The organism is Pseudonocardia xishanensis, assembly GCF_039541715.1.
In the GTDB taxonomy this organism is placed as follows: domain Bacteria; phylum Actinomycetota; class Actinomycetes; order Mycobacteriales; family Pseudonocardiaceae; genus Pseudonocardia; species Pseudonocardia xishanensis.
Map to the genome: position 1 here is coordinate 43,062 of NZ_BAABGT010000033.1, position 26,533 is coordinate 69,594.

Genomic DNA, 26,533 nt, shown 5'->3' on the forward strand with positions numbered 1-26,533 from the left:
CTCCGCGAGTCCCCCGGGTCCGACACGCGAGAGCATCGGCCTTCGAGTCAGGCGGTCGCGGCGGCCAGGACCAGCAGCGTCGTCGCGGTCCCCAGCTCGGCCGCCGCCCCCAGGACGTCGCCCGACATCCCGCCGAACCGGCGCGCGGTGTGGGCGCTCAGCCCGAACGTGAGCAGGCCGGTGAGCACGACCGCGACCGGTCCCGGCCACCCGGCGAGCACGAACCCGGCTCCGGCCAGCAGGACCCACCACACGACCGCGACCCACGCGGGTTGAGACTGCGCCACCAACGCCCCCAGTCCACCCGGTCGCGCCGCGGGCACACCCCGTCGCGCCACCAGGGAGAACCCGGTTCGCCCCACGGCGCAGGCGAGCGCCCCCGCCGCCACGATCCACCAGCCGGGCACCCCGGACGCCCCGATCCCGGCCAGCGACGCGGCCTGCACACCCAGCACCACCAGCAGGGTGACGACGGCGAAGGGCCCCGCGCCGCCGTCCTTCATCACGGCCAGCGCTCGCTCGGGCGGGCCGTAGCAGCCGAGCCCATCGGCAGTGTCGGCCAGCCCGTCGACGTGCATACCGCGAGTGGCGAGGGCCAGGAACCCGACGGCGAGCAGGCCCGCCACGAGCGCGGGCACTCCGAGCGCGGTCGCGCTCCAGACCAGCACGCCGGCCACCGCGCCCAGCCCGGCCCCGACCACCGGCGCCCACCTCAGCGCCCCACCGGCGACCTCGCGTGAGGGCGCTCCCGTCCGCACCGGGAGCACGGTCAGCCAGCTCACCGCGAGCGCCAACGACCTCACAGCGCCGCCCCGCGTCGGCCGACGACGCCCGGATGTCCGACTGGGGCGTCGAAACCGGGGGACTCGCGTGTCGGGGGTGGGGGACTCGCGGGGAGGGGTGGTGCGGTCATCCGGTGACGGCGCGGACCGGGGTGATGCCGCTCGACTCGGCCGCGGCCGTCTCGCCGAGGAGCTTGGCGGCCGCCTGGACCAGCGGGAGGACCGCCACCGCGCCCGTGCCGTCGCCGAGCCGGACCTGCAGGTCCAGCACGGGCACCAGCTGCAGGTGTTGCAGGATCAGGGCCATCGCGGGCTCGGGGGACTGCTGGGCGGCGAGCCACCACTGGTGCGCGCCGGGGGCGAGGTCGTCGGCGAGCAGGGCAGCGGCGCCGACCACCAGGCCGTCGAGCAGGACGGGGGTGCGGCGCAGCGACGCCTGGACGAGGAAGCCGGTCAGCACGGCGAGATCGGCGCCGCCGATCGTCCGCAGCAGTGCGCGCGGATCGCGCAGGTGCGGCTTGCCGCGGCGCAATGCGTCCCGGATCGCCGCGGCCTTGCGCATCCAGGCGTCGTCCCCGATCCCGGACCCGCGCCCGACGACGGCGACCGGCTCCGCGCCCGTCACCGCCGCGACCAGCGTGGACGCCGCCGTCGTCGCGCCGACGCCGAGGGACGCGGGCACCAGCAGGTCGGCGCCGGAGTCGACCTCCTCGTCCGCCAGCGCGCGGCCGATCCGGATCGCGGTCTCCACCTCGGCCGCGGTCAGCGCGTCCTCGCGGTCGATCCGCCCGCTGCCGCGCCGCACGCGGTAGCGCTCCTGACCGGGGAGGACGGCGTCCCGGTCCAGGCCGGCGTCGATCACCCGGACCGAGGCGCCCGCCACTGTCGCGGTGACGGCGACCGGCGCAGCCTGCTCGAGGGTCGCCGCAACCTGCAGGGCCGTGACCTCGGAGGAGTACGCCGAGACGCCGGCCGCGGCGATCCCGTGGTCGGCCGCGACGACGACCACCCGGGCCCGCGCGGGCGGCCGCGGCGGGCAGACACCCTGCAGGGAGGTCAGCCAGAGTCCGAGGTCGGCCAGCACCCCGAGGCTGCCCGCGGGCACGGCCAGGGCGTCCAGCCGCTCGACGGCCTTCGCGCGTGCCGCGAGATCGGGCGCGGCCACCGCGGGGAGGTCCGGTGGGGCGGCGGGGCTCGGCTGCTCGGCGATGTCGCTGGTCTCGCTCACGCGCCCTTCCTACCCTCCGCCCCGCGGGCCGGGCGCGGCGGCCCTGTGCGGGCACACCCGTCGGCGCCCGGTCACTTCAGCCGCAGCGGCAGTCCCGCGACCAGCAGCACGACCTCGTCGCAGACCGCCGCGAGGGCCGCGTTCAGCGCACCCAGCTCGTCGCGGAAGCGCCTGCCCGCGCGGGTCTCCGGAATCACGCCCAGACCCACCTCGGCGGACACCAGCACGCAGGCCTCCGCCCGCGACACCGCCGCCACCAGCTCCGCGACCGGCGCCTCGACCGAGGCCGCGGGGTCGTCCCAGGCGTCGGCGTCGTCCAACACCCCGGTCAGCCAGGTCGCCATGTCGTCGACGAGCAGCGGTCCGGGCCGGGCGAGCTCCGCGACGAGGTCGGGGGCCTCGATCGTGGTCCAGGTCGGCGGTCTGCGGGCCACGTGCCGGGCGATGCGGGCCTCCCACTCCGCGTCGTCCGGGTACCGACGGGCGGTGGCCGCGTACCGGACGGGCGCGTCCGCGGGGAGCAGGGCCTCGGCGTACCCGGACTTGCCGGAGCGGGTCCCGCCGAGGACCAGCCGCCTCACGAGACCTGCGTGCCCCGCTCCACCCGGGGCTTCGGCACCCGCAGCCTGCGGATCTGCGAGGCCCGGGTGAACGCGTACCAGCCGGTGCCGAGACCGCTGATCCGCTCCTCCGGGAACTTCGCCCGCGCCTGCTTGGTGATCCGGAGCCCGAGCGTGACGCCCTCGGCCACCATGATCGCCAGCGCCACCAGCGAGAACAGGCTCAGGTACTGCTGCACCGACGGGATCGGGAGCAGCACCGAGATCAGCACGATCACGGCGAGCGGCATGAACAGGCCCATGATGTGCGGCCGCGAGTCCACGACGTCCCTGACGTACGCCTTCACCGGCCCGCGGTCACGCGGGAGCAGCACCCGCTCGTCGCCGGCGTCCATCCGCCTGCGCCGCTCGGCGGCCTGCTCGCGCCGGGCCTCCTTGGTGGGGCGGTTCTCCCGGGCCCGCTTCGACGCCTCGCGCTGGGTGCGGGGCGGCGGCGGCGCGGGGCCCCGGCGCACCCCCTGGGCCTCCCGCCGCTTGGGGGTCGGCCGTCCCTTGCCCTCGGTCCACCGGGGATCCTTGGGCTTCTGCGCGACGGCGGTCTCGGCCGTCTCGGTCTCGGACGGTGTCTTCTCGTCGCCACGGCGCAGGAACCTCACGAGTACACAGGGTACGGGCGATAGCGTGCGCGGTGTGCGTGTGGTCGTCGCTCCGGACTCCTTCGGCGGAACCCTCAGTGCCACGGCCGCGGCCGAGGCGATCGCGGAGGGCTGGCGTCGTGCCGTCCCCGCGGCGGAGGTGAGCCTGCTCCCGCTGGCGGACGGCGGCACCGGGTTCGTCGACGTCCTCCACGCCGGGTTGGGTGGCACCCTGCACGAACCGCAGGTCACGGGGCCCTTCGGGGAGCCCGTGACGGCGCCGTGGCTGCAGGTGGGGGAGACCGCCTACATCGAGTCGGCGGCGGCGTGCGGGCTGCACCACGTACCCCGGGCACAGCGCACGCCGGAGACGGCGGGCTCGGTCACGACGCACGGCGTCGGCGAACTGCTGCGGCTCGCCCGGGAGGCGGGCTGCACGGAGGCCGTGGTCGGGCTCGGGGGCTCCGCGACCACGGACGGGGGCGCGGGGATGCTCGCCGCGCTCGGAATGGGTCCGGTCGACGCCGAGGGCAGGCCGCTCGCGCCGGGAGGTCTGGCACTGGCGAGGGCGGCCCGGCTCGACGACGAGTCCGCATCGCGGGCCGTGGGGTCGGACTCGCGGGCCGGGGTGGCTCGCTCGGGGGGTCGGGTGGGGTTGCGGTTGGTGGCGGCGTCGGACGTCGACAACCCGCTGCTCGGGCCGCACGGGGCCGCGGCGGTGTTCGGGCCGCAGAAGGGGGCGGACCCGCAGACCGTCGCCGCGTTGGACGCCGCGCTGTCGCACTGGGCGGACGTGCTGGCCGTCGCGACCGGCCGGGACGTCCGCGACGAACCCGCCGCCGGCGCCGCGGGCGGGCTCGGCGGCGCCCTGGTGGCGCTGGGTGCCCGGCTCGAGTCCGGTGCGGGCCTGGTCCGCAGCCTGCTCGGGTTGGACGCCGCGCTCGACGCCGCGGCGGCCGAGGGCGGCGTCGCGGTCACCGGCGAGGGCAGCTTCGACTGGCAGTCGCTGCGCGGGAAGCTGATCACCGCGGTGGCGTCGGCGGCGGCCGAGCGCGGGGTGCCGTGCGTCGTCCTGGCCGGTCAGGTGGCCGTCGGGCGGCGCGAGGCGGCCGCGGCGGGGGTCGACGCCGCGTACTCGGTGTCCGAGCACGCCGGGGGCGTCGAGGCGTCGATGGCCGATCCGGCCGGGACCCTCGCGGCGCTCGCCGAACACGTCGCCCGCAGGTGGGGCGGGTGACTCGGCTCACGAGGCGGAGCCCCCGTCGAGAGGGCCTACACTGGTCTCGGGCACGATTTCCGGACGTCCGGGAACAGTTCCGCCACGTGCGCTGTTGGAGGAGTTCATGACCGTCGAGAACACCGTCGAGGCCGGCCCTGCGACGACCGAGGAGACCCACGGCGTCGAGCTGACCGACACCGCCGCGCTCAAGGCCCGCTCCCTGCTGGAGCAGGAGGGCCGCGACGACATGCACCTGCGCATCGCCGTGCAGCCCGGTGGGTGCGCGGGGCTGCGCTACCAGCTCTTCTTCGACGACCGTTCGCTCGACGGAGACCTGTTCCGCGAGTACAACGGCCTCAAGGTGGGCGTCGACCGGATGAGCGCGCCGTACCTGCAGGGTGCGGTGATCGACTTCGTCGACACCATCGAGAAGCAGGGTTTCACGATCGACAACCCCAATGCGGGCGGCTCCTGCGCCTGCGGCGACTCGTTCAACTGAGTCCTCCACGAAAGCCCCCGTTCAGCTGAACGGGGGCTTTCGTGCTGTCTGACGTAAGGTGACCCGACGTGCGTATCGCCGTCACCGGATCCATCGCGACCGACCACCTCATGCACTTCCCGGGGAGGTTCGCCGACCAGCTCGTGGCGGACCAGCTCGACCGGATCTCGCTCTCGTTCCTGGTCGACGAGCTGACCATCAAGCGCGGGGGAGTGGCGGGCAACATCGCCTACGCCCTCGGTGTGCTGGGGCAGGCCCCGGTCCTGGTCGGGGCGGTGGGCGCGGACTTCGCCGACTACCGCTCCTGGCTGGAGCGCCACGGCGTCGACACCTCGGGCGTGCACGTCTTCGACGACGTCCACACCGCGCGGTTCGTCTGCACGACGGACGACGACATGCGCCAGATCGCCTCGTTCTACGCAGGCGCCATGTCCCGGGCCCGGCTGATCGAGCTGCAGCCCGTGGCCGACCGCACCGGCGGCCTGGACCTCGTGCTCATCGGCGCCAACGACCCGGAGGGGATGCTGCGCCACACCGACGAGTGCCGCCAGCGCGGCATCCCGTTCGCGGCGGACCCGTCGCAGCAGCTGGCCCGGATGGACGGCCCCGAGATCAAGCGGCTCGTCTCCGGCGCGAAGTACCTGCTCACGAACGACTACGAGTGGGAGCTGCTGCTCCAGAAGACCGGCTGGACCGCCGACGACGTGGCCGCCGAGGTCGAGATCCGGATCACCACGCTCGGCGAGAAGGGCGTGCAGATCGTCGGGCGGGACGGGGTCGCGCTGGAGGTCGGGGTGGTGCCGGAGACCGCCAAGGTGGACCCGACGGGCGTCGGGGACGCGTTCCGGGCCGGGTTCCTGGCAGGCACGGCGCAGGGGCTGTCGCTGGAGCGCGCGGCCCAGCTCGGCTCGCTCGTCGCGGTGTACGTCCTGGAGACCGACGGGCCGCAGGAGTGGCGCTGGGACCGCGCCGCCGCGCTGCTGCGCCTGGAGGGCGCGTACGGCCCCGAGGCCGCGCGGGAGATCGCCGCCGCGCTCGGTTAGACGGGTGCCGAGCGGGCGGCTCGCGAGCCGCCCGCCCAGGACGTCAGATCTGGACGGGATAGGTCGGCTCGGGGACGTCCACCCGGATCCGGCGCTCGACGAACACGCCGTACCAGATCAGGAAGACCAGCAGCGTCCAGATGCGGCGGCTGTGGTCGACGGGGCCCTCGCGGTGGGCGTCCAGCATCGCCTGGACGGCGGGCAGGTCCACGAGGTGGCCCGCGCCGGAGTCCCGGATGATGTCCCGCGCCCAGGAGTACATCTCGTCCCGCAGCCAGTGCCGGATCGGTACCGGGAAGCCCAGCTTGCGCCGGTTGAGCACGTGCGCCGGGACGATCGAGGCGAGCGCGCCGCGCAGGGCGTACTTGGTGGTCCCGTTGGACCCACCGGTGATCTTCTGCGACAGCGGCAGCGCCGAGGCGACCCGGAACACCTCCGGGTCCAGGAACGGCACCCGCAGCTCCAGCGAGTTCGCCATGGTCATCTTGTCGGCCTTGACCAGGATGTCCCCGCGCAGCCAGGTGAACAGGTCGACGTGCTGCATCCGCGCGACCGGGTCCCACTTCTCCGACTCGGCGTAGTGGGCGGCCGTGACGTCGGTGTGCGAGACCCGCGGGTCGTACTGGCGCAGGATCGAGTGCAGCTGGTCGTCCCGGAAGATCCGCGCGTTGCCGTAGTAGCGCTCCTCGAGGTCCAACGAGCCGCGGCGCAGCAGGTCCTTGCCGCGCATGCCCTCCGGCAGCCGCCGCGACGCCCGGCCCAGCAGCGGCCGCAGCGCGCCCGGCACCTTCTCGAACGGCGCCAGCGACAGCGGCTCGCGGTAGATCGTGTAGCCGCCGAACAGCTCGTCCGCGCCCTCGCCGGACAGCACGACCTTGACGTGCTGGCGGGCCTCGCGGGCGATGAACCACAGCGGCACCAGCGCGGGGTCGGCCACCGGGTCGTCCAGGTACCAGGTGATGAGCGGCAGGGCCTCCATCATCTCGTCCGGCTTGACCGTGCGGACGACGTGCTTGACGCCGATCGCCGCGGCGGACTCGGCCGCCACGTCCACCTCGGAGTAGCCCTCGCGCTCGAACCCGGTGGTGAAGGTGATCAGGTCCGGGTTGTGCTCCTTGGCCAGCGCCGCGATCGCCGTGGAGTCGATGCCGCCGGAGAGGAACGCGCCGACGGTGACGTCCGCGCGCATGTGCTTGGCCACCGAGTCCCGGATCACCTCGGTGATCTCGGCGTGGACGATCGCCTCGGCCTGCGGGCTCGCCGGGGCGTGGCTGGGCAGGGAGATGAACTGCGGGTGGAAGTACCGGGTGGCGACCGGCGTCTCGCCCGGACGCACCGTGACGTACGTCCCGGACTCGACGCGACCGATCGCGCGGTGCAGCGTCTCCGGCTCGGGGACGTACTGCAGGATCAGGTAGTGCTGCAGGGCGGCGGGGTCCAGCTCGTCCGAGCTGTCGATGCCCAGCTGCGGGGCCAGCTCCAGCAGGCTCTTCTTCTCGCTGGCGAACGCGACGCCGGTCGGCCCGGTGGACAGGAACAGCGGCTTGATGCCGAACGGGTCCCGCGCGACGAACAGCGTCCGCTGCTCGCTGTCCCAGATCGCGAAGGCGAACATCCCGCGCAGTCGCGACACGGCCTCGGGGCCCCAGTGGTGGTAGGCCGCGACGACGGCCTCGGTGTCGCCCTCGGTCGCGAACTCCGCGCCCAGCTCGGCGAGCTCCGCCCGCAGCTCGAGGTAGTTGTAGACCTCCCCGTTGAACGCGATGGTGTACCGCCACTCACGGGGGTCTCCGCCCCCCGTGTGCCCCCCGGACGGATCCCAGTGCAGAGGTTGGTGGGAACCCGCCACGTCGATGATCGACAGGCGGTTGAAGCCGAGCACGACGTCGTCGTCGTGCCAGGTTCCGCTCTCGTCCGGCCCTCGATGGCGTTGGCACCGCAGGGCAGCGGCAATCGCCTCGGTCCGAGCGGGAGCATCGGCCCCGGAGGTCAGCAGTCCCAGCAGTCCGCACACAGCGAGCCAGTATGCCGAGCCCGAACCGGCGACCCCCGGACGGGTCACGGTCGGATCACGCGCACCCCGGGGGCGCGACCGGGCGTTCTCCTCGGCTAGGCTCTACGCGTGGTCGAAGGTCCGCGTCGTCCCGACGGTGCGGGTGATCGGCCCGGAGCTGTGTTCGCGCAGCTCAGGAACGTGTTTCAGCGGCGTGGTGACACCACCACGCGGACGAGGGGAAGGCGGCGGGCAGTGGGCCGATCGGAGCGCACCGGAGGCGGAGCTCGCGTAGCCGACCTTGCGCACGGCGTACGGGGACGTTCCCGCCGCACCGGGTGGGTCCGGGCGGCGAAGCTCGCCGTACTCGGAGTCCTGGCCATGCCGCTCCTGGCAGGCTGCTCAGTCGAGGAGGCCATCCGCTTCGGATGGCCGGTGGGCATCACGCCCGAGGCCACCCAGATGCGCCACCTGTGGACCTGGGCGGCGATCGCCGCGCTGGTCGTGGGTGTGATCACCTGGGGCGCGATGTTCTGGGCGGTGATCTTCCACCGCAAGAGGAGGGGCGACGACGAGTCGGTCCCGCGGCAGACCCAGTACAACCTGCCCGTCGAGATCGTCTTCACCGTGATCCCCACGGTCATCGTGGCCGTGCTCTTCGGGTTCACCGTGGCCGTGCAGCAGTACGTCGACAAGGACGTGCCCGCGGACATGAGGGTGAACGTCACCGGGTTCCAGTGGAACTGGGCGTTCAGCTACCCGGACGAGAAGACGCCGGACGGCAAGGCGGTCGAGACCATCGGCACCGCGCAGACCATCCCGCTGCTCGTGCTCCCCACGAACACGTCGATCGAGTTCACCATCGCGTCGAACGACGTGATCCACTCCTTCTACGTGCCGGAGTTCCTCTTCAAGCGGGACGTGTTCCCGATGCCGGAGAAGAACGACACGGACAACGTCTTCGTGATCGACCGCATCGAGCAGGAGGGCGCCTTCGTCGGGCGCTGCGCCGAGCTCTGCGGCACCTATCACGCGTCGATGAACTTCGAGGTCAGAGCGCTGAACCCGCAGCTCTACGCGCGGTACATGGACCTCCGCACGCAGAACAACCCGCAGACGGGCGTCCCCTACAGCGCGCAGGAGGCCCTGGCCTCGCTGAACTGCGGCCAGTGGTGTGCCCCGAACGCGATCACGACCTCGCCGTTCACCGGCCGCGGCCAGCAGTACGCGCCGCTGCCGCAGGCCTCCGGGAACTGAGGGAGTAACCGATGAAGGTCGAGTCCCGTCTCTTCGAGCTGCTCACGGCGTTCTTCTTCGTCGCCGGGATCGTCTACACGATCCTCACCCACGAGGCCGTCGGCATCGCCGCGCTGTTCCTCACCGGCGGCCTGGCGCTGATCATCGGCACCTACTTCCGGTTCGTCTCGCGGCGGCTGGAGGAGCGTCCCGAGGACAACCCGGACGCCGAGGTGTCCGACGGCGCGGGCGAGGTCGGCTTCTTCTCGCCCGGGTCGTACTGGCCCATCGCGGTGGCCGGGTCCGCCGCGCTGCTGGCGATCGGCCTGGCGTTCTTCTTCGTCTGGTTGATGATCATCGCCGGGGTGCTGCTGCTGGTCGCGATCGGCGGCCTGGTGTTCGAGTACCACATCCGCCCCGCCACGCACTGACGTCGTCCACGTGGGCGTTCCCGACCTCGGGGGCGCCCACGTGGCGTGTCAGGGGGCGCTCAGAGGGTGCGGTGCATGACGTGCAGCGCGACCTCGCCCTCGGTGGGGTGGCGGAAGGCCCCGGGCACCGTGCCCACGATCGCGAAGCCCAGGGAGCGCCAGAGGGCGATCGCCCGGGTGTTGGCGGCCACGACGGCGTTGAACTGCATGGCCCGGTAGCCGCGGCGGCGTCCCTCGGCCAGCGTGGCCTCGGCGAGGCCGCGGCCGATCCCGCCCCTCGCACGGTCGGGATCGACCATGAACCCGGCGTTCGCCACGTGGTCCCCGAGGCCGGGCTGCGCCGGCTTCAGCAGCGCTGTGCCGACGATCACGCCGTCCACCTGCGCGACCAGGGTCACCGCGGGCGCGGGCGGCATCCACAGACCGCGCGCGGTCTCCTCCGGGGTGGCAGGGTCCCAGACGTAGGTCTCCCCGGCGGTGACGATCCGGTGCCAGATCGGCCAGATCGCGGGCCAGTCCTGCGCGGTGGCCGGGCGGACGTGCAGCTCAGCCACGGCCCTGCTCCCCGCGGACGACGGCGAGCACGACACCGTCGTACCCCTTCGCCCCGACGGTCTGCAGTGCCGTCGCGTCCAGCCGCACGTCCCCGCGCAGGGCGGCGAACATCCGCCGGGAGCCCTCGACCCGGTCGTCCCCGCCGGTGTCGGCGTTCGGTTCCGCAGGCTCCACCTCGGGGGCGACCCGCCCACCCCGGACCACGTTGTCGACGCCGATCACCGTGCCCGGCCGACCCAGCCGGATCGCGTGCTCGACGTAGGCGGCGTTGTTCTGCTTGTCCGCGTCGATCAACACGAGGTCGAAGGGGCCGTCGAGGGTCGGCAGCGTCTCCAGGGCCGGCCCGACCCGGATGTCGACGCGCTCGCCGACGCCCGCCGCGTCCAGGTTCGCCCGGGCGACCTCGGCGTGCCGCGGGTCGTACTCGCAGGTCACGAGGGTGCCGTCGACGGGAAGGGCACGCGCCGGCTCGATGGTCGAGTAGCCGCCCAGGGTGCCGAGCTCCAGGATGCGGCGGGCCCCGGCGATCCGGGCCGGCAGGTGCAGGAAGCGGCCCTGCGTGGGGGAGACGTCGATCGCGGGCAGCCCCGCCTCGTGGTTGCGGTCCAGTGCTGCGGCCAGCGCCGGGTCCGCCGGCAGCAGCGACTCCTGCAGGTACTCGTCCACGCGGGTCCACGTGCGCTCGCTCATGGCTCCACACTGGCCCCGCGCCGGGCCGATCTCCAGTGGGTTGCGCGCTCGCGGCCGGCCTACGCTGCGAAACATGTCCGACGCGAACGATTCCGTGGCCACCGCCGAGCACATCGTCCTCGACGGGACGGCGGGGAAGCTCGCGGGCGACCGCTGGCCCGCGCAGGGCGAGCGCCGGGGCGCCGCGCTGCTGCTGCACGGCGGCGGCCAGACCCGGCACTCCTGGTTCCGTACCGCCCAGGCGCTCGCGGCGGCGGGCTGGGAGGCGACCGCGCTCGACGCCCGCGGCCACGGCGACAGCGAGTGGGCACCGGACGGTGACTACGGCACGGACGCCCTGAACGCCGACCTGGTCGCCGTGGTCGACCAGCTCGGCGAGCCCGCGCTGCTGGTCGGCGCGTCCATGGGCGGGATGACCGCGCTGGTGTCGCAGGGCGAGCACGGCGGTCTCGCCCGCGCGCTGGTGCTGGTCGACATCGTGCCCAAGGTGGAGCCCGCCGGGGTGCAGCGGATCCTGGACTTCATGGGGGCGAACCCGGACGGCTTCGCGTCCCTGGACGAGGTCGCCGCCGCGGTGCACGCCTACAACCCGCACCGCAAGCGCCCGCCGAACCCGGAGGGGCTGCGCAAGAACGTGCGGCTGCGCGAGAACGGCCGCTGGTACTGGCACTGGGACCCCGCCTTCCTCCGGATCACCGACGAGCCCCGCCGCTCCAGCAACCACGAACGCGCCGCGGCCGCGGCCCGTCGGATCACCGTCCCCACGCTGCTCGTGCGCGGCGCGCAGTCGGACATCGTGAGCGAGGACGGGGTGCGCGAGCTGCTGGAGCTCATTCCGGGCTCGAAGCACGTCGACGTGTCCGCGACCGGCCACATGGTGGCGGGGGACGACAACGACGTCTTCACCCGCACCGTCCTGGACTTCCTCGCCGAGCGCGAGGTCTGACCCCCCGCGCGCTCGGCTCAGAGGCCGGTCAGGGCCAGCCGGGCGATGGCGAGCGCCAGCTCGCGGGTGCGCGCCTCGTCCCCGGAGCCCTGCAGGCTGATGTCGACCGTGGCCCCGCCCGCCTGCAGCAACACCCCGCCGAGACCCTGGGGGAAGTCGGCGTCGCTGTAGAAGAACAGGGCCCGCTCGCCCAGGTCCGGCACCTCGACCCCCGGCACACCGACCGAGCTGCGCGAGGCCGCCGCCTTCGCCTCGAACCGGGCGGCGGGTTCGACCCCGACCGTGAGCCCCGGCGCGGCCCCCGTGGCCGAGAACGCGCACACACTCCGGGTGGCGCCGTCGGTGGCCGCGGGCTCGCCGAACACGAGGCCCGTGACCCGGTCCAGCTCCGACTTCGACACCAGCGCACAGGCCTGCGGCAGCGCCGCGGTGCCCGGCTGCGGGCCTGCGGTCCCCGCCGCGGAGGTCGGTGCTCCCGCCGCCGACGACGGAGCGTCACCCCGCCCCGCGGACTCCGCCCCCGCGCACGCCGCGAGCCCTGCGACCATCCCCACCAGCAGGAGCACGTGCAGGGCGCGAGCGGACAACCGGTCGGAACGGACACGCATGCGCTCAGCCTAGTGGCGGGCTGTGACGCTTCGACCACCGCCCGTCACCGACACCGGGACCGCACCGGGAGCGCTCAGCTGATCAGGGCCAGGGGTTCGGGACGCGGCCGGACCGGGGTGCGGGGGCGGGCGACCCGGGGTGCGGGATCGGGTGCCGCCGCGAGCTCCGGGAGCCGCCGACCCGCGGCCCGGACCAGCACGGCGCTCCAGGTGCGGAAGGGCCGCCACGCCTCGGCGATCCGCGCGAGCTCGGCCGCGTCCGCCGGGCGGCCCAGGCCGTAGCCCGCTCCGACCAGCGCGGCCAGCCGGGGTTCGCCGTCGACCAGCGCGTCCTGCACGCCGGAGGCCCGCAGGTGGATCAGCGACGCCGCGAACTCGCCGAGGCCGCTCACCGTGCGCAGCCGCGCCCGCACCTCGGCCGGATCACCCTCGTGGATCGCGGTCGCGTCCAACAGGCCCCCCTGCGCCGCCCGGGCCACCGCCCGCAACCGCTCCTGCTTGAGCTCCGGCATGCCCGGGATCCGCTCCGCGGCCAGCAGCTGAGCCGGGGTGGGGAGCGCCGGAACCTCGACACCCGCCACCTCGAGCACCCGGCCGAGCTCCCGGGACACCCGCTCGCGGGCACGGAGGGCCTGGCCGCGGCCCCACCGCTGGGTGATCACGCTCCACGCGGCCGCCTCGTACGGCGAGGCGAACAGCACCGGCCGCAGCCCGGGAGCGGCCGCCTGGATCCGGCCGATCAGCGGATCGCGCTCGCCCACCTCGAGGAACGCCGCCCCGTCTCCGTCCAGCGAGAGGATGCGGGCCACCTGCGCACGCACCGGATCGACGGGATCACCCGGATCCAGCCCGCTGACGGTGCCGTGCACGCCCCCCTCGTCCGCGCGGAGCGCGACGCCGACCTGCCCGCCCAGGTCGTCCCGGCAGAAGGCGAGCCGCAGGGTTCCGTCCGCGGGATCGAGGGTGCCGCCACCGGGCCAGTCCCCGGCAGGCTCGGCGGCGCGGCCGAACGCACCCGCCTCCAGCAGGGAGAACGGGCCGAGCGGGCGGAGGGTGAAAGTCTGTTCCGTGGTCATGCGGACACCATGCCGCCCACCCCCGACAGTTCCGAGCGCCGCGGCGCGGTCGTCCACAGCCCGTTGCTCCGGTCGGTGCTGAGGCAGCTGCATGCCTTCCGCCGGGCGGGCGCGTCGACTGGAGAGGGAGGGACCGACCGCGACGGAGGGGTGGGCATGGCCGAGTACGACCTGGTGGTCCGAGCCGGCTCCGTGGTGGACGGGAACGGCGGTCCACCGCGCACCGCGGATGTCGCCGTGAACGGGGACCGGATCGTCGAGGTCGGCCGGGTCGCCGGGACCGGGCGGCGGGAGATCGCCGCCGACGGCGCCGTCGTCGCCCCCGGGTTCGTGGACATCCACACCCACTACGACGGGCAGGCGACCTGGGAGTCCCGCCTGCAGCCGTCGTCCTGGCACGGGGTCACCACGGTGGTCGCGGGCAACTGCGGGGTCGGGTTCGCCCCCGCCCGCCCCGAGCACCGGGACCGGCTGATCGACCTGATGGAGGGCGTCGAGGACATCCCCGGCATCGCCCTGCACGAGGGCCTGCCCTGGACCTGGCTGGGCTTCCCGGAGTACCTGGACGTGCTGGAGTCCCGGCACTACGACGTCGACCTCGCCGTCCCGGTCCCGCACGCCGCGCTGCGCGTGCACGCCATGGGGGAGCGGGCCGCCGCGCACGAGGAGGCCACGCCCGCCGAGGTCGCGCTGATGGCCACGCTCGCCGCCGAGGCGGTACGGGCGGGCGCACTGGGCTTCTCGACCTCGCGGACGCTGAACCACAAGAGCATCGACGGCGAGCTCATCCCGTCCTACGGCCTCGGTGCCGCCGAGCTCGTCGCCATCGGCCGCGCGGTGGGGGAGACCGGCACGGGGGTGCTGCAGCTGGTCAGCGACTTCCCGGACCCGGAGCGGGAGTTCGCGCTGGTCCGCGAGCTGGCGCAGGCCGCGGGGCGGCCGTTGTCGTTCTCGCTCACGCAGTTCCCGCTCGATCCCGAGCGCCACCGGACCCTGCTGCGGCTGCTCGACCGGGCCGTCGCGGACGGGCTGGAGATCCGCGCCCAGGTCGCCGCCCGGCCCGTCGGGCTCATCCTGGGCCTGGAGAACACGCTCAACCCGTTCATGACCAACCCCGTCTGGCCGCGGCTCGCCGACCTGACCCCGCCCGAGCAGGCCGCGCGCATGCGGGAGCCGGGCATGCGGGCGGAGATCCTCGAGGCGCAGACCCGGGAGAAGGACCGGAGCAGGCTGGGCGGCAACCTGATCCACAAGTTCGACCTGATGTACGAGCTGGAGGACCCGCCGAACTACGAGCCGCCGGTCTCGACGAGCATCGCCGGGCGGGCGGCCGCGCGGGGCCGCGATCCCGTCGAGCTCGCCTACGACATCGTGGCGGGCGGCGGGATGCTCTACGTCGTCAGCGCCAACTACCTCGATGGGAACCTCGACGCGGTGCGTGAGATGCTCGTGCACCCGAACACCGTTCCCGGGCTGTCCGACGGCGGTGCGCACGTGGGCACGATCTGCGACGGCAGCTTCCCCACCACCCTGCTCGCGCACTGGGTCCGGGACCGGGACGGCGAGCGGATCCCGCTGGAGTACATCGTCCGGCAGCAGGCGCGCGACACCGCCCGCGCCGTGGGACTCACCGACCGCGGGGTGCTGGAGCCCGGCCTGCGGGCGGACCTCACCGTGATCGACATGGCGGCGCTGCGCCTGCGTCGCCCGGAGATGCGGGCGGACCTGCCCGCCGGGAGACGGCGGCTGCTGCAGCGGGCCGACGGGTACGTGCACACCGTCGTCGCAGGTCAGGAGACCTATCGCGACGGCGTCGAGACCGACGCGCTGCCCGGTCGCCTGCTGCGCGGAGCGCGTTAGCGCACCAGGTCCTGGGCGATCGTGAGCGCCGCCGCGGCGCGCTCGGCCGCCGAACCGTCGATCCCCTCGGTGTGGAAGGCGCCGAGGTGGATCGCGATCAGTGACAGCCGCAGCCGCAGGTGGTCCTCGGCGGAGGCGGACTCCGGGGTGAGCGCCCGCGCGACGGCGGCGAAGCGCTTCTTCATGTCCGCGCCCACGGCGAGGTCCTTGAACGACGCCTGGCTCTCCTGGACGAACCGGATCAGCTGCCCGGCGGACTCGCCGGTGAACAGCTCCTGGTAGCGCCGCAGCGCCTCGATGCGGGTCGTGGAACCGGGAGGCTGGGTGCCCACCCACTCGACGATGGCGTCGATACCGGCCCCGACCTCGTCGAACAGGCTGGAGAGGATCTCCTCCTTGGTCTTGTAGTGGTAGTAGACCGCCGCCTTGGTGATCCCGAGCCGCTCCGCGATCTCGCGCAGGGACGTCTTGTCGTACCCCTGCTCCGCGAACAGCGCGAGCGCGACCTCCCGGATCTGGGAGCGCGTGTCCGTTCGCCGTTCGTCCGCCACCGTCACGATCGACAGCCTCTCATGGTGAGCCATCTTACTTGCCGACCGGCTAGCGCTGCGTGCTAGCCTGTCGGCAAGTAACTTACCAGCCGCCCGGCTAGTGCGGGGCAGAACGAAGGACGGGTCACATGACCGAGGTGGTGGCGGGACGGCACCGCAAGCCGGAGCCGACCTACGAGACCCCGCGCACCCCGCGCGAGATCTACACGGTGATGAGCGGGCTGATGATCGCCATGCTGCTCGCGATGCTGGACAACATGATCGTCGGTACCGCCATGCCGACGATCGTCGGCGAGCTGGGCGGGCTGGCGCACCTGTCCTGGGTGGTCACGGCGTATGCGCTCGCGACCGCCGTCGCGACGCCGATCTGGGCGAAGCTCGGCGACCTGTGGGGCCGCAAGGGCGTGTTCATGGCCTCGATCGTGCTGTTCCTGATCGGCTCCGCGACCTCCGGCCTCGCGCAGAACATGGGCGAGCTGATCGGCTTCCGCGCGCTGCAGGGCATCGGCGCGGGCGGCCTGATGGTCGGTGCGATGGCGATCATCGGTGACCTCGTCCCGCCGCGGGACCGGGGCCGCTACCAGGGGCTGATGGCCGCCGTCATGCCGATCGCGTTCGTCGGAGGGCCGCTGCTCGGCGGGTTCCTGACCGACAACTTCAGCTGGCGCTGGGCCTTCTACATCAACATCCCGCTCGGGATCCTGGCGCTGGTCGTCATCTGGTTCACCATGAAGCTCCCGGTGCGGCGCCGCGAGGCGCGGATCGACTGGCGCGGCGCGGGCCTGCTGGCCGTCGCCATCTCCTCGCTGACCCTGCTGACCAGCTGGGGCGGCACCGAGTACCCGTGGGGCTCGTGGCAGATCGTGGCGCTGGGCGTGCTCGCGGTCGTGGCGACGCTCGTCTTCGTCCGGGCCGAGCGCCGAGTGGACGAGCCGATCCTCCCGCTGGGGTTGTTCCGCTCGCGCAACTTCACCGCGGCCGTCGTGCTCACCTTCCTCACCGGCTTCGCGATGTTCGGCGCGGTGACCTTCCTGCCGCAGTACCAGCAGATCGTGCAGGGCGCGTCGGCCACGGACTCCGGGCTGCTGCTCCTGCCGCTGATGGCGGGCATGCTGGTCACGTCGCTGCTCGGCGGCCAGATCGTCACCCGGACCGGGCACTACCGGACGCTGCTGATCGTCGGGTCGTTCGCGATGGCGGGCGGGCTGTTCCTGCTCTCCACCATGGGTCTGGCGACCACCCAGCTGACCAGCTCGCTGTTCATGATCGTGCTCGGCGTCGGGATGGGCTTCCTGATGCAGACCACGATGCTGGTGGTGCAGAACTCGGTCGGCATGCGGGACATGGGCGCGGCCAGCGGCGCGGCGACCCTGTTCCGGACGATCGGCGGCTCGCTGGGTGTGTCGCTGCTCGGCACCCTGTACGCCACGCACCTGCAGTCCTCGCTGACCGACCAGCTCGGTGCGGCCGCGGGCGCGCAGGTCTCGGGTGGTCAGCTCACCCCGGCGATGCTCGCCCAGCTGCCCGACGGCATCCGATCGGCCTTCCGGGCCGCCGTGACCGACGGCGTGCAGAGCGCCTTCTTCTGGGCGGCCGCGGTCGCGGTGGCGGCGGTCGTCGCGGCCTTCGTGATCCGGCAGGTGGCGCTGCGCAGCGCGGCCGACGCGGCGCGCGAGGTCGCTCCGGAGCCCGTCGCCGTCTGAGTCCCTCCCGACCCGGCCCGCACACCTTCCGGGGTGTGCGGGCCGGTCGCGTTCACCCGGTCGTGCGGTCCGGCGCGGATGGTGCCCGTCTGTGTGATGACGACTGCGAGGCGTGTCCGTCAGGCTCTGCGCAGTGGAGTCGGTACGACCGGTCGGGGGAATGTTCGATGGCGCTGCGTGAGCAGTCGAGGTCACGCTCCGTCAAGGGGCGGCACCGGGCGGCGGGACCCGCCGCGCCGGTGGAGCTCCCGGAGCAGCGGACGTCCCACCGCTGGACGAGCGCGGAGTCCGAGGAGTGGGCGGCCCGACGGGCGCGCTGGGCCACGTGGGTCCCCGCGCCCCGGCGGGGTGGCCGGGAGGCCTCGGCTCCGGCGGTCCCGTGGCCGGTGGAGGTCCCGGCGCCGCGGCGGGCGGCCGAGGGCACCGGGCGGGCCCCCGCCGACGACCACCGGTCCGGCGCCCCCCTCGCCGGGGTCGTGCCCGCCGGACGTCCGGCGGGCGGCATGCGTGCCGAGGCGGCTCGGCGGGCCGCCGCCGGGCTCGCCGGTGCCCGCCTGGCCACCGCCGCCCTCGGGCGGGCGACGGGGGAGCGGCACGAACCGGGCGTCGAGGAGGCGCCCGCCGATCCCTGGGGTCGGCGGCCGCTGCCGGTGCGGTACCGGCCGCTGCCGCGGCGTCGTCGGATGACGTGGGTCTGGGTCCTGGTGGCTGCGCTGCTGGTCGCGGCCGTGGGGGCGGTGCCGTCGGCGTTGCGCGATCCCGCGATCCGCACGACCGCCACCGAGGACATCGGCGGCGCCGGAGGCGCAGGGCCCGTCGCGCCCGCCCCGGCGGAGTTCACCGACCAGCTGCCGGACGGCCGCGCCCAGGTGGCGATCGACGCCGCGCTCTCCCAGGTCGGCGTGCCCTACCAGTGGGGCGGCGACGGCCCGGGCGCGGGTGACCAGGGCTTCGACTGCTCCGGTCTGACGGTCTTCGCCTACTCGGCGGCGGGCATCGGCCTGCCGCGGACCGCGCACACCCAGTTCGTCGCCGGGCCGCACGTGCCCGCCGAGGCCGCACTGCAGCCCGGTGACCTGGTCTTCTACGGCACGACCTCCGCGGTGCACCACGTCGGGATCTACCTCGGCGACGGGCGCATGGTGAACGCGCCGACCTACGACCAGCCCGTGCAGGTGTCGTACTACCGCTGGCGCGGCGACGACTACCTGGGCGCCACCCGCCCCGCCGCGACGGGAGAGCGCCGGACCGGGATGTTGGAGGTCCTACCCGAACCGCACCCCTCGACGGTCTGGCCGCGAACCTTCGACGCGCCCCGCGCCCCGGCGCCCGAGGGCCGGATCGCGCCGAGCCCCGACCTGCCCCCGGAGGAAGTCACGGCCGCGGCGGCGCTGGCGGCACTCCCGACCGTTCCGGACCCCGGCGCCCAGGCTCCGAGGCCGGGGTGGCGTCCGACGGCCTGGGTGCTGCCTGCGGGGGAGCACCAGGCCGCCGACGCCGCCACGGCTGCGGGGGTCGCGAGCCCGGTGGGTGTCGTTCCCGCGGATCCGGTCGCGGGGACGGCGGTCCCGGCCGGCGAGAGCCCGGCCGCCACCGTGCCTGCGGGCGCAGACCCGGCGGGCGTGACGCCGGCGCGGACCACTCCGGCGGGAACGGCCGTCGCGGACCCGGCGCCCGCCGAGCGGATCCTCGGGGACGTGCCCGCGGCCGGTACGTCCGCGGCGCCCGGGGACCTGTCCACGGCCGCTACGACGCCTGCTCCGACCGACGAGCTGGTCGGCACCCTGCTCCTGCCCACCGGCCCCGTGCCCGTCCACGCCGCCCGCCTCGACGCCGACGGTGTCCCCGTGCCACCGGCCCCCGGCACCGCAGCCCTGCTCGACGAGGGCGGGGCCCAGCTCCTGCTCCTCCCCGCGGCCGACGCGCTCCCGGTCGGCGAAGGCATCACGCTCACGGTCGACGGCGACGACCCGCGGGAGCGCACCGTCGTCGAGGCGCAGAGCCTGACCGCGGCGGAGCTCGCCGAGCACGTCCGCACCCTGCCGGAGGGGGAGCAGCAGCTCGCCGCGCCCGCCCCGGACGGCACCTGGACCGTCGCCGAGCTCGAGTGAGTCGCACATGATCGCGGGTGAGGTGCGCTCAGCGCAGCGGCGACAGCGCCTGCCGCACGCAGCTCGCGATCATGCCACGCTGACAGCACGAAACGTGCGGTCTCGAGGGCGTCCGGCCGACCTCAGACCGCGCGCAGGTCCAGGACCAGCTCCGCGGGGCCCTCGCCGACCTCCACCGGCACACCCCAGTCCTGCTGGTACCGATGGCAGGCCGCGAAGACCGCGTCGCCGAGGTCGCAGGCCGCCGCGGCGACGCTCACCGACAGCACCCCCGACCCCGGGGCCAGCTCCAGCTCTCGCTCCAGGCCCGCCGCCGTCCCCGCCCCACCGACCAGCAACGACGGCGGCGACGCGGCCACGGTCAGCACCGTCGGGTCGCCGAAGCGGGTGTCGAGGTGCTGGCCGGTCGGCGGGGTGAAGTCGATCCGCAGCGTGACCCGCGGGCCCAGCGGTGTGGTCGGGCGGCGGACGGTGTGCGCCCCGCGTCCACCCGGGCGCCCGTCGGGATCGGCAGGCGCACCAGCCGGTGCGCGGCGGACTCGACCACCACGAGCGTGTCCCCGTCCACGAGCACGTCGCTCGGCTCCGCGAGCCCCTCCGCCAGCGTGGTCACCTGACCTGCGGCGATCCGCCGGATCGCGCCGTTGTAGGTGTCCGCCACCGCGACCGAGCCGTCCGGGAGCACCCCCACCCCGAGCGGGTGTTGGAGCAGGGCCGAGTCGGCGGGCCCGTCCCGGAAGCCGAAGTCGAACAGCCCCAGCCCCACCGCCGTCGACACCTGCGGGACCGCGGTGAGCGACACCGCCCGCACCGCCGAGGTCTCGGCGTCCGCGACCCACATCGTGTCCCCGTCCACCGCCAACCCCGACGGCTGGGCGAAGAACGCGTCCGTCACCGGCCCGTCCCGCAGCCCCTCGTTCGTCGTCCCGGCCAGCACCGTGGCCTCGCCGGAGTCGAGGTCCACCGTCCACAACTGGTGCACCCCGGCCATCGCGACGACCAGCCGACCCTCCCACCACGCCACGTCCCACGGTGTCGACAGCTCCACCGCCGACCCGCCGACGGGGACCCGCTCGCGCAGGGGCTCGCCGGTCCCGGCGATCGTCGTGATGGTCCCGTCGGAGAGCCGCAGACCCCGCAGGGCGTGGTTGACCGAGTCCGCGACGACGACGTCATACGGCTGGCCGGGCACCGCCGCGAGACCCTGGGGCTCGTCGAAGGACTCGGCGTCGAACCCGCGCCGACCGCTGCCGTACCGCCGGACCTCGCCGAGCGCGGAGTCCAGCAGCACGACCTGGTGGTGCGCGGTGTCGGACACCAGGAACCCGTCGTCGACCGCGATCACCTTCCCCGGGAACCGCAACGTCGTCTCCGGCGACGGCGGCGCGACGTACGGCGAGTCCCCCCGCCGCAGTCCGCCGTCGAACGTCTCGACCAGCCCCCGGATCAGCACCGCCAGCCCGTGCGCGTGGCCTTCGCCCGCCATCTGCGCGACGACGTACCCCTCGGGATCGATCACCGCGAGCGTGGGCCAGGCGCGGGCCGCGAAGGCGTCCCACATGGCGAGGTCCGGGTCGTCGAGGACGGGATGGTGCACCCCGTACCGCTCGACGGCCGCCTCCACCGCGGCCGGGTCACCCTCGTGCGCGAACTTCGGCGAGTGCACCCCGACGACGACCAGGACGTCCGCGAACTCCGCCTCCAGGGGACGCAGCTCGTCCAGCACGTGCAGGCAGTTGACGCAGCAGAACGTCCAGAAGTCCAACAGGACGATCTTGCCGCGGAGGTCCGGCGGCTCCCCGCCGGTGTTGAGCCAACGACGTCCGCGCAGCTCAGGTGCCCGTACCCGCATCACGCCCGGATCAACGCGCGCGACCGGCGCCACTGTTCCAGACTGGGCGGGTGCCCGAGCTGCCCGAGGTCGAGATGGCCCGCAAGGTCCTGGTGGAGGCCCTCGACCGCGAGATCAGGGCCGTGGACGACAACGACCACTGGGTCTGCCGCCCCCACCCGCCCGGTGAGATCGCGCAGGCCCTCGTCGGGGGGAAGCTGACCGCCGCGCACCGCCGCGGCAAGACGATGTGGTGCGAGACCGACACCGGTCACACGCTCGGCGTCCACCTCGGCATGGGCGGCCGGGTGGTCGTCACGAACGAGGAGGGCGAGCGGGTCGGCGGCGGCCCGGAGCGGCCGGACCGGCAGCCCCGCAAACCCGAGTGGAACCGCTTCACCGTGGTCTTCGCCGACGGCGGCGAGTTCCGCCTGTTCGACAAGCGCAGGCTCGGCCGGATCCGTCTCGACCCGAGCCTCGACGGCCTCGGCCCGGACGCCGAGCACCTCTCACCCGCCGACTTCCGCACCCGGATCGCGCGGAGCCGCTCCGCGGTGAAGGCGCGGCTGCTGGACCAGTCGGTGCTCGCAGGCGTCGGCAACCTCCTGGCGGACGAGACCCTCTGGCGCGCCAAGATCAACCCGGCTGCGCCCGCCGACGAGCTCGAGCGCAAGGACCTGGACCGGCTCCACCGCAACCTCGAGAAGGCGCTGAAGTCCGCGATCGCCCACGGCGGCATGCACACCGGCGAGGTCATCGAGCACCGCCACCCCGACGGACACTGCCCCCGCTGCGGCGCCGAGATGCGCCACGGCACGGTCGGCGGCCGCAGCACCTGGTGGTGCAGCAGGGAGCAGGCCTGACCCCACCCCCGGCAGGGCATGATCCACGATCGCGGACCGGACCGGTCGCAGAACGACCGCTCGCCTCCCCGGCGGTGGATCAGGACGGCGTGGACTGGAGGGCCTGCGTCCGGGACCGCCACCACAGCAGCGCTCCGGTGCACACCGCGAGCCAGGCGAAGCCGGTGGCCCAGCCCGCGAGGACGTCCGAGAACCAGTGGACACCCAGATAGATGCGGGTGGCGCCGATACCGGTGATCCACAACAGGGCGGCGGTCGGGACGAGCACCCGCCACACCCCGTGCAGGTGCGGCCAGGCCAGCACCACCAGCGCCCCGACGACGACGGCGGACATCGTCGCGTGTCCGCTCGGCAGCGACTCGTTCCCCACCTGGACCAACCGCACCGACTCGGGCGGGCGCGGCCGGTCGAGGGTGCGTTTGACCAGGGTGAACACCGCGCTGGCGGTGGCCGCGGTGAGGACCAGCCACACGGCGTCCGACCGGTACCCGCGGACCCACAGCACCACCCCGACCACCCCGGCGAGCACGGCCATCGCGGCCGTGCTGCCGATGGTCGTGAGCACCACGGCCGCGGACGTGAGGGCGGGGGTGCGGTCGTCGACCGCGGTGAGCAGGGCCGCGGAGTCGGAGTCCGCCGGGCCGACGCCGGAGAACGCCGCCCAGATCAGGCCCGCCGCCGTCGCCAGGAGCACGACCGCGAGGCCGCAGGTCAGGAGGAGAGCGCGCCGCACCCCTCCAGCCTGCCCGAAGCCCGCCGGACCCGCCCCTCGAACTGCACGAACGGCACTCTTGTGCGGACCTACCGCACAAGAGTGCCGTTCGTGCGGCGGGTGGGTCAGCGGCCGCGCAGGGCCCGGTAGCGCTCGATCAGCGCGGCCGTCGACTGGTCCAGTGCGGACAGGTCGGGGGAGGGCTCGTAGAGCGCGGGCGCGAACTGCTTGGCCATCACCTTGCCCAGCTCGACTCCCCACTGGTCGAAGCTGTCGATGCCCCAGATCGTGCCCTCCACGAACGTCTGGTGTTCATAGAACGCGATGAGCTGGCCCAGCACCGACGGCGTGAGCTTCGCGGCGAGGATGGTCGAGGTGGGGCGGTTGCCGGGCATGACCTTGTGCGGCACCACGTCCGCGGACGTCCCCTCCGCGGCGATCTCCTCGGCGGTCTTGCCGAAGGCCAGCGCGGCGGTCTGCGCGAACAGGTTGGACATGAACAGGTCGTGCATGTCCGCCCCGCCCTCGCCGGGCAGCTCGTGGTTCGGCACCGCGAACCCGATGAAGTCCGCGGGCACGAGCCGGGTGCCCTGGTGCAGCAGCTGGTAGAAGGCGTGCTGGCCGTTCGTGCCGGGCTCGCCCCAGAAGATCTCCCCGGTCACGGTCGTGACGGGGCTGCCGTCGCCGCGGACGGACTTGCCGTTGGACTCCATGGTCAGCTGCTGGAGGTACGCGGGCAGCCGGTGCAGGTACTGGGAGTAGGGCAGCACCGCGTGGGTCTCGACGCCGAAGAAGTTCGAGTACCAGACGTTGAGCAGCCCGGAGATCACCGGCAGGTTCTCGGCGAGGGGCGCGGTGCGGAAGTGCTCGTCGATCGCGTGCATGCCGGCGAGGAACTCGCCGAAGCCCTCCTTGCCGATCGCGACCATGAGCGAGAGCCCGATCGCGGAGTCGACGGAGTACCGCCCGCCCACCCAGTCCCAGAAGCCGAACATGGTGGCCGAGTCGATGCCGAACTCGGAGACCTTCTCCGCGTTCGTCGACACCGCGACGAAATGCTTGGCGACGGCCTTCTCATCACCGAGCCCGTCCACCAGCCAGGTCCGGGCGTTGCGCGCGTTGGTGAGCGTCTCCAGCGTGGTGAAGGTCTTGGAGGAGACGATGAACAACGTGGTGGCCGGGTCGAGGTCGCGGACGGTCTCGGCGAGGTCCGTGGGGTCGATGTTGGACACGAACCGGCACTCGACGGCCCGCTCCGAGTAGTCCTTGAGCGCCTCGTAGGCCATGACCGGGCCCAGGTCGGACCCGCCGATCCCGATGTTGACGACGGTGCGGATCCGCTCGCCCGTCGCGCCCGTCCACTCACCCGAGCGGACCTTGTCGGTGAACTCGCCCATGCTCGCGAGCACGGCGTGGACGTCCGCGACGACGTCCTGGCCGTCGACCGTCAGGGAGGCGTCCAGCGGCAGCCGCAGCGCGGTGTGCAGGACGGCGCGGTCCTCGGAGGTGTTGATGTGCTCGCCGGAGAACATCGCGGTGATGCGCTCCGGCAGTCCCGCGGCCTCGGCCAGCGCGACGAGCAGCGGCAGGGTCTCGGCGGTGATCCGGTGCTTGGAGTAGTCGAGGACCAGGTCCGCACCCTCCGCCGTCATCGCCGCGGCGCGTCCGGGGTCCGCGTCGAACAGGGCGCGCAGGTGCTGCTCGCCGACGGCGGCGTGGTGCTCGGTGAGGGCGGTCCACTCGGGGGTCGCGGTGATGTCCCGGCTATTGGTCACCGCGGCATTGTGCCGCAGGTGTGGCTACCACGAGTCGGGGAAGGGGTGGCGGTGTGGTGTCGCGCGGGCCGCGGCTCCGGTGTGCTGGGACCCACCCACCAGAAGGAGTCGCCATGACCACCACCGCCCCCGTCCTCGCCAGCCCCGCGTGGCTCATCGGCGGGATGAACAACCGCCCCGGCTACCTCGTCACCGCCGAGAACCGGATCGCGTTCACCGACGGCGACACCACCCACTTCGCCGCCCCGCTCAGCGAGGTCACCGACGTGTCGTACCCCTGGTACTGGTTCGGCGGCGGGTTCAAGGCCCGGATCGGGGGAAAGCTGTTCAAGGTCACCTTCGTCAAGCCGAACGGCATGCCCAGCCCGAACCCCGGCATGCTCGAGACCGGGCTCGCGGTGCTTGGCGTCGCGGCGGCGTTCGAGGGGATCTCGCACGTCGGGGACCTCGCGGGCCTCGCCTGGATCGCGCCCGGCCGGGCGGCCACGAAGCAGTGGCGGGAGATCCTGCCCTCCTGACCCGTCGCCTGGTCGGGTGGCCCTCCTGAGCCGACCAGCGGGAAGTCGGATGAGACGAACGGTGCGTAACCAGGCCCCCCGGGTTTCGTTACACAGATGAGTGGTTCGGACGTGCTGTTCATCGCGTGCGGACGACGGACCACCGCATCAACCGCTGTTCGGTCTAGCACCGGCCGCAGTCCGGTCTAGCGTCGTCACTCATCGCGGTTTGCCGACGACCCGTAGTCAGGAGAGATCGACATGTTCCACCGTTCGCTCCCCGAACCCGCGCGCGACGTCCTGGTCCTGGCGGCCCGCCTCACGGTCGCGGTCGTGATGCTGGCCCACGTCTGGGACACCTTCGGCGTCAAAGGGTTCACCACCACGTCCGGCCAGTTCGAGAACTTCGGGATCCCGTTGGCGATCGCGGCCACGGCGTTCACGCTCGTCGTCGAACTGATCGGGTCCATCCTGCTGGCGGTGGGCCTGTTCGTGCCCTACGCCTCGGGCCTGATGACCTTCGTCATGCTGGGAGCTGTGGTCTTCGTGCACGCGCCGCACGGCGTGTTCGTGAAGAACAACGGCTGGGAGCTCGTCGGGTTGATCGCGGCGGTCTGCGTCGCGATCGCGGCGAACGGGGCGGGCCGGATCAGCCTCGACCACCTCATCTTCGACCGGCGTAGGGCGCCCGCCGCGCCCGCGCCGGTGGACGTCAGCTCGGACCCGGCCGGCGTGCCGATCGCCCCGGCGCCGGTGGCCTACCGCCCGGCGGCCCCTGCGCAGTCCCCTCGCTGGGACGCCCCGGCGCAGCCGCGCTGGAACACCGAGCCCGCCTGGGAGGACCGCCCCGCTCCGGCCCCGCGCTGGGCGCAGGAGCAGGCCCCGGTCTCCCTCTGGGACGACGCCCCCGCCCCCGAGCAGGCCCCCGTCCGCGTGCCGAGCGCGTACGCGAACGCGTCCAGCCGGGCGTCGCACGAGGAGCAGGCTCCGGTGTGGACCGAGCCGGCCCCGCGGCCGGAGGCGGAGGCGCCGCAGCCGAGCTACGCCGACCACCACACCGACACCCAGGCGATCACCGCGGTGGGGCGCGCCGACACCCGCTGAGCCACCTCACGGCGGCCCCGTTCCC

General features: G+C 73.7%; 24 protein-coding genes and 1 pseudogene. 12 read left to right on the forward strand and 13 right to left on the reverse strand.

What is annotated here, in order from left to right; genetic code table 11:
• Window positions 1-47 precede the first annotated feature (47 nt).
• The 4 genes from ABD993_RS15050 to ABD993_RS15065 all read right to left on the reverse strand — a co-directional run bounded on the left by ABD993_RS15050 (window position 48) and on the right by ABD993_RS15065 (window position 3,226).
• Complete coding sequence (locus ABD993_RS15050; protein ID WP_345417746.1) at window positions 48-803, reverse strand: adenosylcobinamide-GDP ribazoletransferase; 756 nt, start codon at window positions 801-803, stop codon at window positions 48-50.
• 106 nt (window positions 804-909) lie between these two features.
• The gene (locus ABD993_RS15055) at window positions 910-2,010 is read right to left on the reverse strand and encodes a nicotinate-nucleotide--dimethylbenzimidazole phosphoribosyltransferase (RefSeq protein ID WP_345417749.1); all 1,101 of its coding nucleotides are present in this window, start codon (window positions 2,008-2,010) and stop codon (window positions 910-912) included.
• Window positions 2,011-2,081: 71 nt separating this feature from the next.
• Window positions 2,082-2,591, reverse strand: coding sequence for a bifunctional adenosylcobinamide kinase/adenosylcobinamide-phosphate guanylyltransferase (locus ABD993_RS15060; RefSeq protein ID WP_345417752.1), 510 nt, complete (start codon window positions 2,589-2,591; stop codon window positions 2,082-2,084).
• Window positions 2,588-3,226, reverse strand: a complete 639-nt coding sequence (locus tag ABD993_RS15065) for a DUF3043 domain-containing protein (protein WP_345417755.1) — start codon at window positions 3,224-3,226, stop codon at window positions 2,588-2,590. Before ABD993_RS15065 ends, ABD993_RS15060 begins: the two co-directional genes overlap by 4 nt.
• Before the next feature lie 34 nt (window positions 3,227-3,260).
• On the opposite strand from ABD993_RS15065, the gene ABD993_RS15070 reads away from it, so the two are divergent.
• The 3 genes from ABD993_RS15070 to ABD993_RS15080 all read left to right on the forward strand — a co-directional run bounded on the left by ABD993_RS15070 (window position 3,261) and on the right by ABD993_RS15080 (window position 5,966).
• The gene (locus tag ABD993_RS15070) at window positions 3,261-4,442 is read left to right on the forward strand and encodes a glycerate kinase family protein (RefSeq protein WP_345417758.1); all 1,182 of its coding nucleotides are present in this window, start codon (window positions 3,261-3,263) and stop codon (window positions 4,440-4,442) included.
• A gap of 106 nt (window positions 4,443-4,548) precedes the next feature.
• Window positions 4,549-4,923: a HesB/IscA family protein gene (locus ABD993_RS15075; protein ID WP_345417761.1), complete on the forward strand. Its 375-nt coding sequence runs from the start codon at window positions 4,549-4,551 to the stop codon at window positions 4,921-4,923.
• A 110-nt stretch (window positions 4,924-5,033) separates the two neighbouring features.
• A complete protein-coding gene (locus ABD993_RS15080) occupies window positions 5,034-5,966 on the forward strand; it encodes a carbohydrate kinase family protein (RefSeq protein WP_345417876.1) in 933 nt (310 codons plus the stop codon).
• A 43-nt stretch (window positions 5,967-6,009) separates the two neighbouring features.
• Here the strand turns inward: ABD993_RS15080 and asnB are convergent, their stop codons facing one another.
• Window positions 6,010-7,980, reverse strand: coding sequence for an asparagine synthase (glutamine-hydrolyzing) (asnB, locus tag ABD993_RS15085; protein WP_345417764.1), 1,971 nt, complete (start codon window positions 7,978-7,980; stop codon window positions 6,010-6,012).
• Between the two features lie 360 nt (window positions 7,981-8,340).
• Between asnB and ctaC the strand changes: the two genes are divergently transcribed.
• Window positions 8,341-9,216, forward strand: a complete 876-nt coding sequence (gene ctaC / locus ABD993_RS15090) for an aa3-type cytochrome oxidase subunit II (RefSeq protein WP_345417768.1) — start codon at window positions 8,341-8,343, stop codon at window positions 9,214-9,216.
• An 11-nt stretch (window positions 9,217-9,227) separates the two neighbouring features.
• The gene (locus tag ABD993_RS15095; protein ID WP_345417770.1) at window positions 9,228-9,626 is read left to right on the forward strand and encodes a cytochrome c oxidase subunit 4; all 399 of its coding nucleotides are present in this window, start codon (window positions 9,228-9,230) and stop codon (window positions 9,624-9,626) included.
• A 59-nt stretch (window positions 9,627-9,685) separates the two neighbouring features.
• On the opposite strand, the gene ABD993_RS15100 is transcribed toward ABD993_RS15095, so the two are convergent.
• Together ABD993_RS15100 and ABD993_RS15105 are read right to left on the reverse strand one after the other, a co-directional pair.
• On the reverse strand, window positions 9,686-10,180 hold the full coding sequence (locus tag ABD993_RS15100) for a GNAT family N-acetyltransferase (RefSeq protein WP_345417772.1): 495 nt from the start codon (window positions 10,178-10,180) through the stop codon (window positions 9,686-9,688).
• A complete protein-coding gene (locus tag ABD993_RS15105) occupies window positions 10,173-10,871 on the reverse strand; it encodes an O-methyltransferase (protein ID WP_345417775.1) in 699 nt (232 codons plus the stop codon). Before ABD993_RS15105 ends, ABD993_RS15100 begins: the two co-directional genes overlap by 8 nt.
• A 73-nt stretch (window positions 10,872-10,944) precedes the next feature.
• On the opposite strand from ABD993_RS15105, the gene ABD993_RS15110 reads away from it, so the two are divergent.
• A complete protein-coding gene (locus ABD993_RS15110; protein ID WP_345417778.1) occupies window positions 10,945-11,817 on the forward strand; it encodes an alpha/beta fold hydrolase in 873 nt (290 codons plus the stop codon).
• A 17-nt stretch (window positions 11,818-11,834) separates the two neighbouring features.
• Here ABD993_RS15110 and ABD993_RS15115 read toward each other — a convergent pair whose 3' ends face one another.
• A complete protein-coding gene (locus ABD993_RS15115; RefSeq protein WP_345417781.1) occupies window positions 11,835-12,425 on the reverse strand; it encodes a DUF3558 domain-containing protein in 591 nt (196 codons plus the stop codon).
• Window positions 12,426-12,499: 74 nt separating this feature from the next.
• The gene (locus ABD993_RS15120) at window positions 12,500-13,501 is read right to left on the reverse strand and encodes a DNA-3-methyladenine glycosylase family protein (protein ID WP_345417784.1); all 1,002 of its coding nucleotides are present in this window, start codon (window positions 13,499-13,501) and stop codon (window positions 12,500-12,502) included.
• Between the two features lie 156 nt (window positions 13,502-13,657).
• On the opposite strand from ABD993_RS15120, the gene ABD993_RS15125 reads away from it, so the two are divergent.
• Window positions 13,658-15,361 carry an N-acyl-D-amino-acid deacylase family protein gene (locus ABD993_RS15125; protein ID WP_345417787.1) on the forward strand — a complete coding sequence of 568 codons (1,704 nt, stop codon included), beginning with the start codon at window positions 13,658-13,660 and terminating at the stop codon, window positions 15,359-15,361.
• Here ABD993_RS15125 and ABD993_RS15130 read toward each other — a convergent pair.
• On the reverse strand, window positions 15,358-15,918 hold the full coding sequence (locus ABD993_RS15130) for a TetR/AcrR family transcriptional regulator (RefSeq protein ID WP_345417790.1): 561 nt from the start codon (window positions 15,916-15,918) through the stop codon (window positions 15,358-15,360). The two genes, ABD993_RS15125 and ABD993_RS15130, sit on opposite strands and share 4 nt — an antisense overlap.
• A gap of 122 nt (window positions 15,919-16,040) precedes the next feature.
• Between ABD993_RS15130 and ABD993_RS15135 the strand changes: the two genes are divergently transcribed.
• Together ABD993_RS15135 and ABD993_RS15140 are read left to right on the forward strand one after the other, a co-directional pair.
• The gene (locus ABD993_RS15135) at window positions 16,041-17,615 is read left to right on the forward strand and encodes an MDR family MFS transporter (RefSeq protein ID WP_345417793.1); all 1,575 of its coding nucleotides are present in this window, start codon (window positions 16,041-16,043) and stop codon (window positions 17,613-17,615) included.
• A 167-nt stretch (window positions 17,616-17,782) separates the two neighbouring features.
• Window positions 17,783-19,726, forward strand: a complete 1,944-nt coding sequence (locus ABD993_RS15140; RefSeq protein WP_345417796.1) for a C40 family peptidase — start codon at window positions 17,783-17,785, stop codon at window positions 19,724-19,726.
• A 122-nt stretch (window positions 19,727-19,848) separates the two neighbouring features.
• Here ABD993_RS15140 and ABD993_RS15150 read toward each other — a convergent pair.
• Window positions 19,849-21,578 (reverse strand): annotated as a pseudogene (locus ABD993_RS15150) (NHL domain-containing thioredoxin family protein).
• A gap of 50 nt (window positions 21,579-21,628) precedes the next feature.
• Between ABD993_RS15150 and ABD993_RS15155 the strand changes: the two are divergent.
• Window positions 21,629-22,420, forward strand: coding sequence for an Fpg/Nei family DNA glycosylase (locus ABD993_RS15155; RefSeq protein WP_345417805.1), 792 nt, complete (start codon window positions 21,629-21,631; stop codon window positions 22,418-22,420).
• 79 nt (window positions 22,421-22,499) lie between these two features.
• On the opposite strand, the gene ABD993_RS15160 is transcribed toward ABD993_RS15155, so the two are convergent.
• Window positions 22,500-23,153, reverse strand: coding sequence for a phosphatase PAP2 family protein (locus ABD993_RS15160; RefSeq protein ID WP_345417808.1), 654 nt, complete (start codon window positions 23,151-23,153; stop codon window positions 22,500-22,502).
• A 104-nt stretch (window positions 23,154-23,257) separates the two neighbouring features.
• Complete coding sequence (gene pgi, locus ABD993_RS15165) at window positions 23,258-24,907, reverse strand: glucose-6-phosphate isomerase (RefSeq protein ID WP_345417809.1); 1,650 nt, start codon at window positions 24,905-24,907, stop codon at window positions 23,258-23,260.
• Between the two features lie 113 nt (window positions 24,908-25,020).
• On the opposite strand from pgi, the gene ABD993_RS15170 reads away from it, so the two are divergent.
• Together ABD993_RS15170 and ABD993_RS15175 are read left to right on the forward strand one after the other, a co-directional pair.
• Entirely contained in the window at window positions 25,021-25,425 is a 405-nt protein-coding gene (locus tag ABD993_RS15170) for a hypothetical protein (protein ID WP_345417811.1), read from the forward strand.
• Window positions 25,426-25,665: 240 nt separating this feature from the next.
• Entirely contained in the window at window positions 25,666-26,508 is an 843-nt protein-coding gene (locus tag ABD993_RS15175; RefSeq protein WP_345417814.1) for a DoxX family protein, read from the forward strand.
• Window positions 26,509-26,533: the final 25 nt, after the last annotated feature.

Excerpts from the sequence above, each read along its gene's own strand:
- ABD993_RS15075 (WP_345417761.1), top strand. The coding sequence starts at position 4,549 with ATGACCGTCGAGAACACCGTCGAGGCCGGCCCTGCGACGACCGAGGAG.
- ABD993_RS15080 (WP_345417876.1), top strand. The coding sequence starts at position 5,034 with ATGCACTTCCCGGGGAGGTTCGCCGACCAGCTCGTGGCGGACCAGCTC.
- ctaC (WP_345417768.1), top strand. The coding sequence starts at position 8,341 with ATGCCGCTCCTGGCAGGCTGCTCAGTCGAGGAGGCCATCCGCTTCGGA.
- ABD993_RS15095 (WP_345417770.1), top strand. The coding sequence starts at position 9,228 with ATGAAGGTCGAGTCCCGTCTCTTCGAGCTGCTCACGGCGTTCTTCTTC.
- ABD993_RS15105 (WP_345417775.1), bottom strand. The coding sequence starts at position 10,871 with ATGAGCGAGCGCACGTGGACCCGCGTGGACGAGTACCTGCAGGAGTCG.
- ABD993_RS15110 (WP_345417778.1), top strand. The coding sequence starts at position 10,945 with ATGTCCGACGCGAACGATTCCGTGGCCACCGCCGAGCACATCGTCCTC.
- ABD993_RS15115 (WP_345417781.1), bottom strand. The coding sequence starts at position 12,425 with ATGCGTGTCCGTTCCGACCGGTTGTCCGCTCGCGCCCTGCACGTGCTC.
- ABD993_RS15120 (WP_345417784.1), bottom strand. The coding sequence starts at position 13,501 with ATGACCACGGAACAGACTTTCACCCTCCGCCCGCTCGGCCCGTTCTCC.
- ABD993_RS15125 (WP_345417787.1), top strand. The coding sequence starts at position 13,658 with ATGGCCGAGTACGACCTGGTGGTCCGAGCCGGCTCCGTGGTGGACGGG.
- ABD993_RS15135 (WP_345417793.1), top strand. The coding sequence starts at position 16,041 with ATGACCGAGGTGGTGGCGGGACGGCACCGCAAGCCGGAGCCGACCTAC.
- ABD993_RS15140 (WP_345417796.1), top strand. The coding sequence starts at position 17,783 with ATGGCGCTGCGTGAGCAGTCGAGGTCACGCTCCGTCAAGGGGCGGCAC.
- ABD993_RS15170 (WP_345417811.1), top strand. The coding sequence starts at position 25,021 with ATGACCACCACCGCCCCCGTCCTCGCCAGCCCCGCGTGGCTCATCGGC.
- ABD993_RS15175 (WP_345417814.1), top strand. The coding sequence starts at position 25,666 with ATGTTCCACCGTTCGCTCCCCGAACCCGCGCGCGACGTCCTGGTCCTG.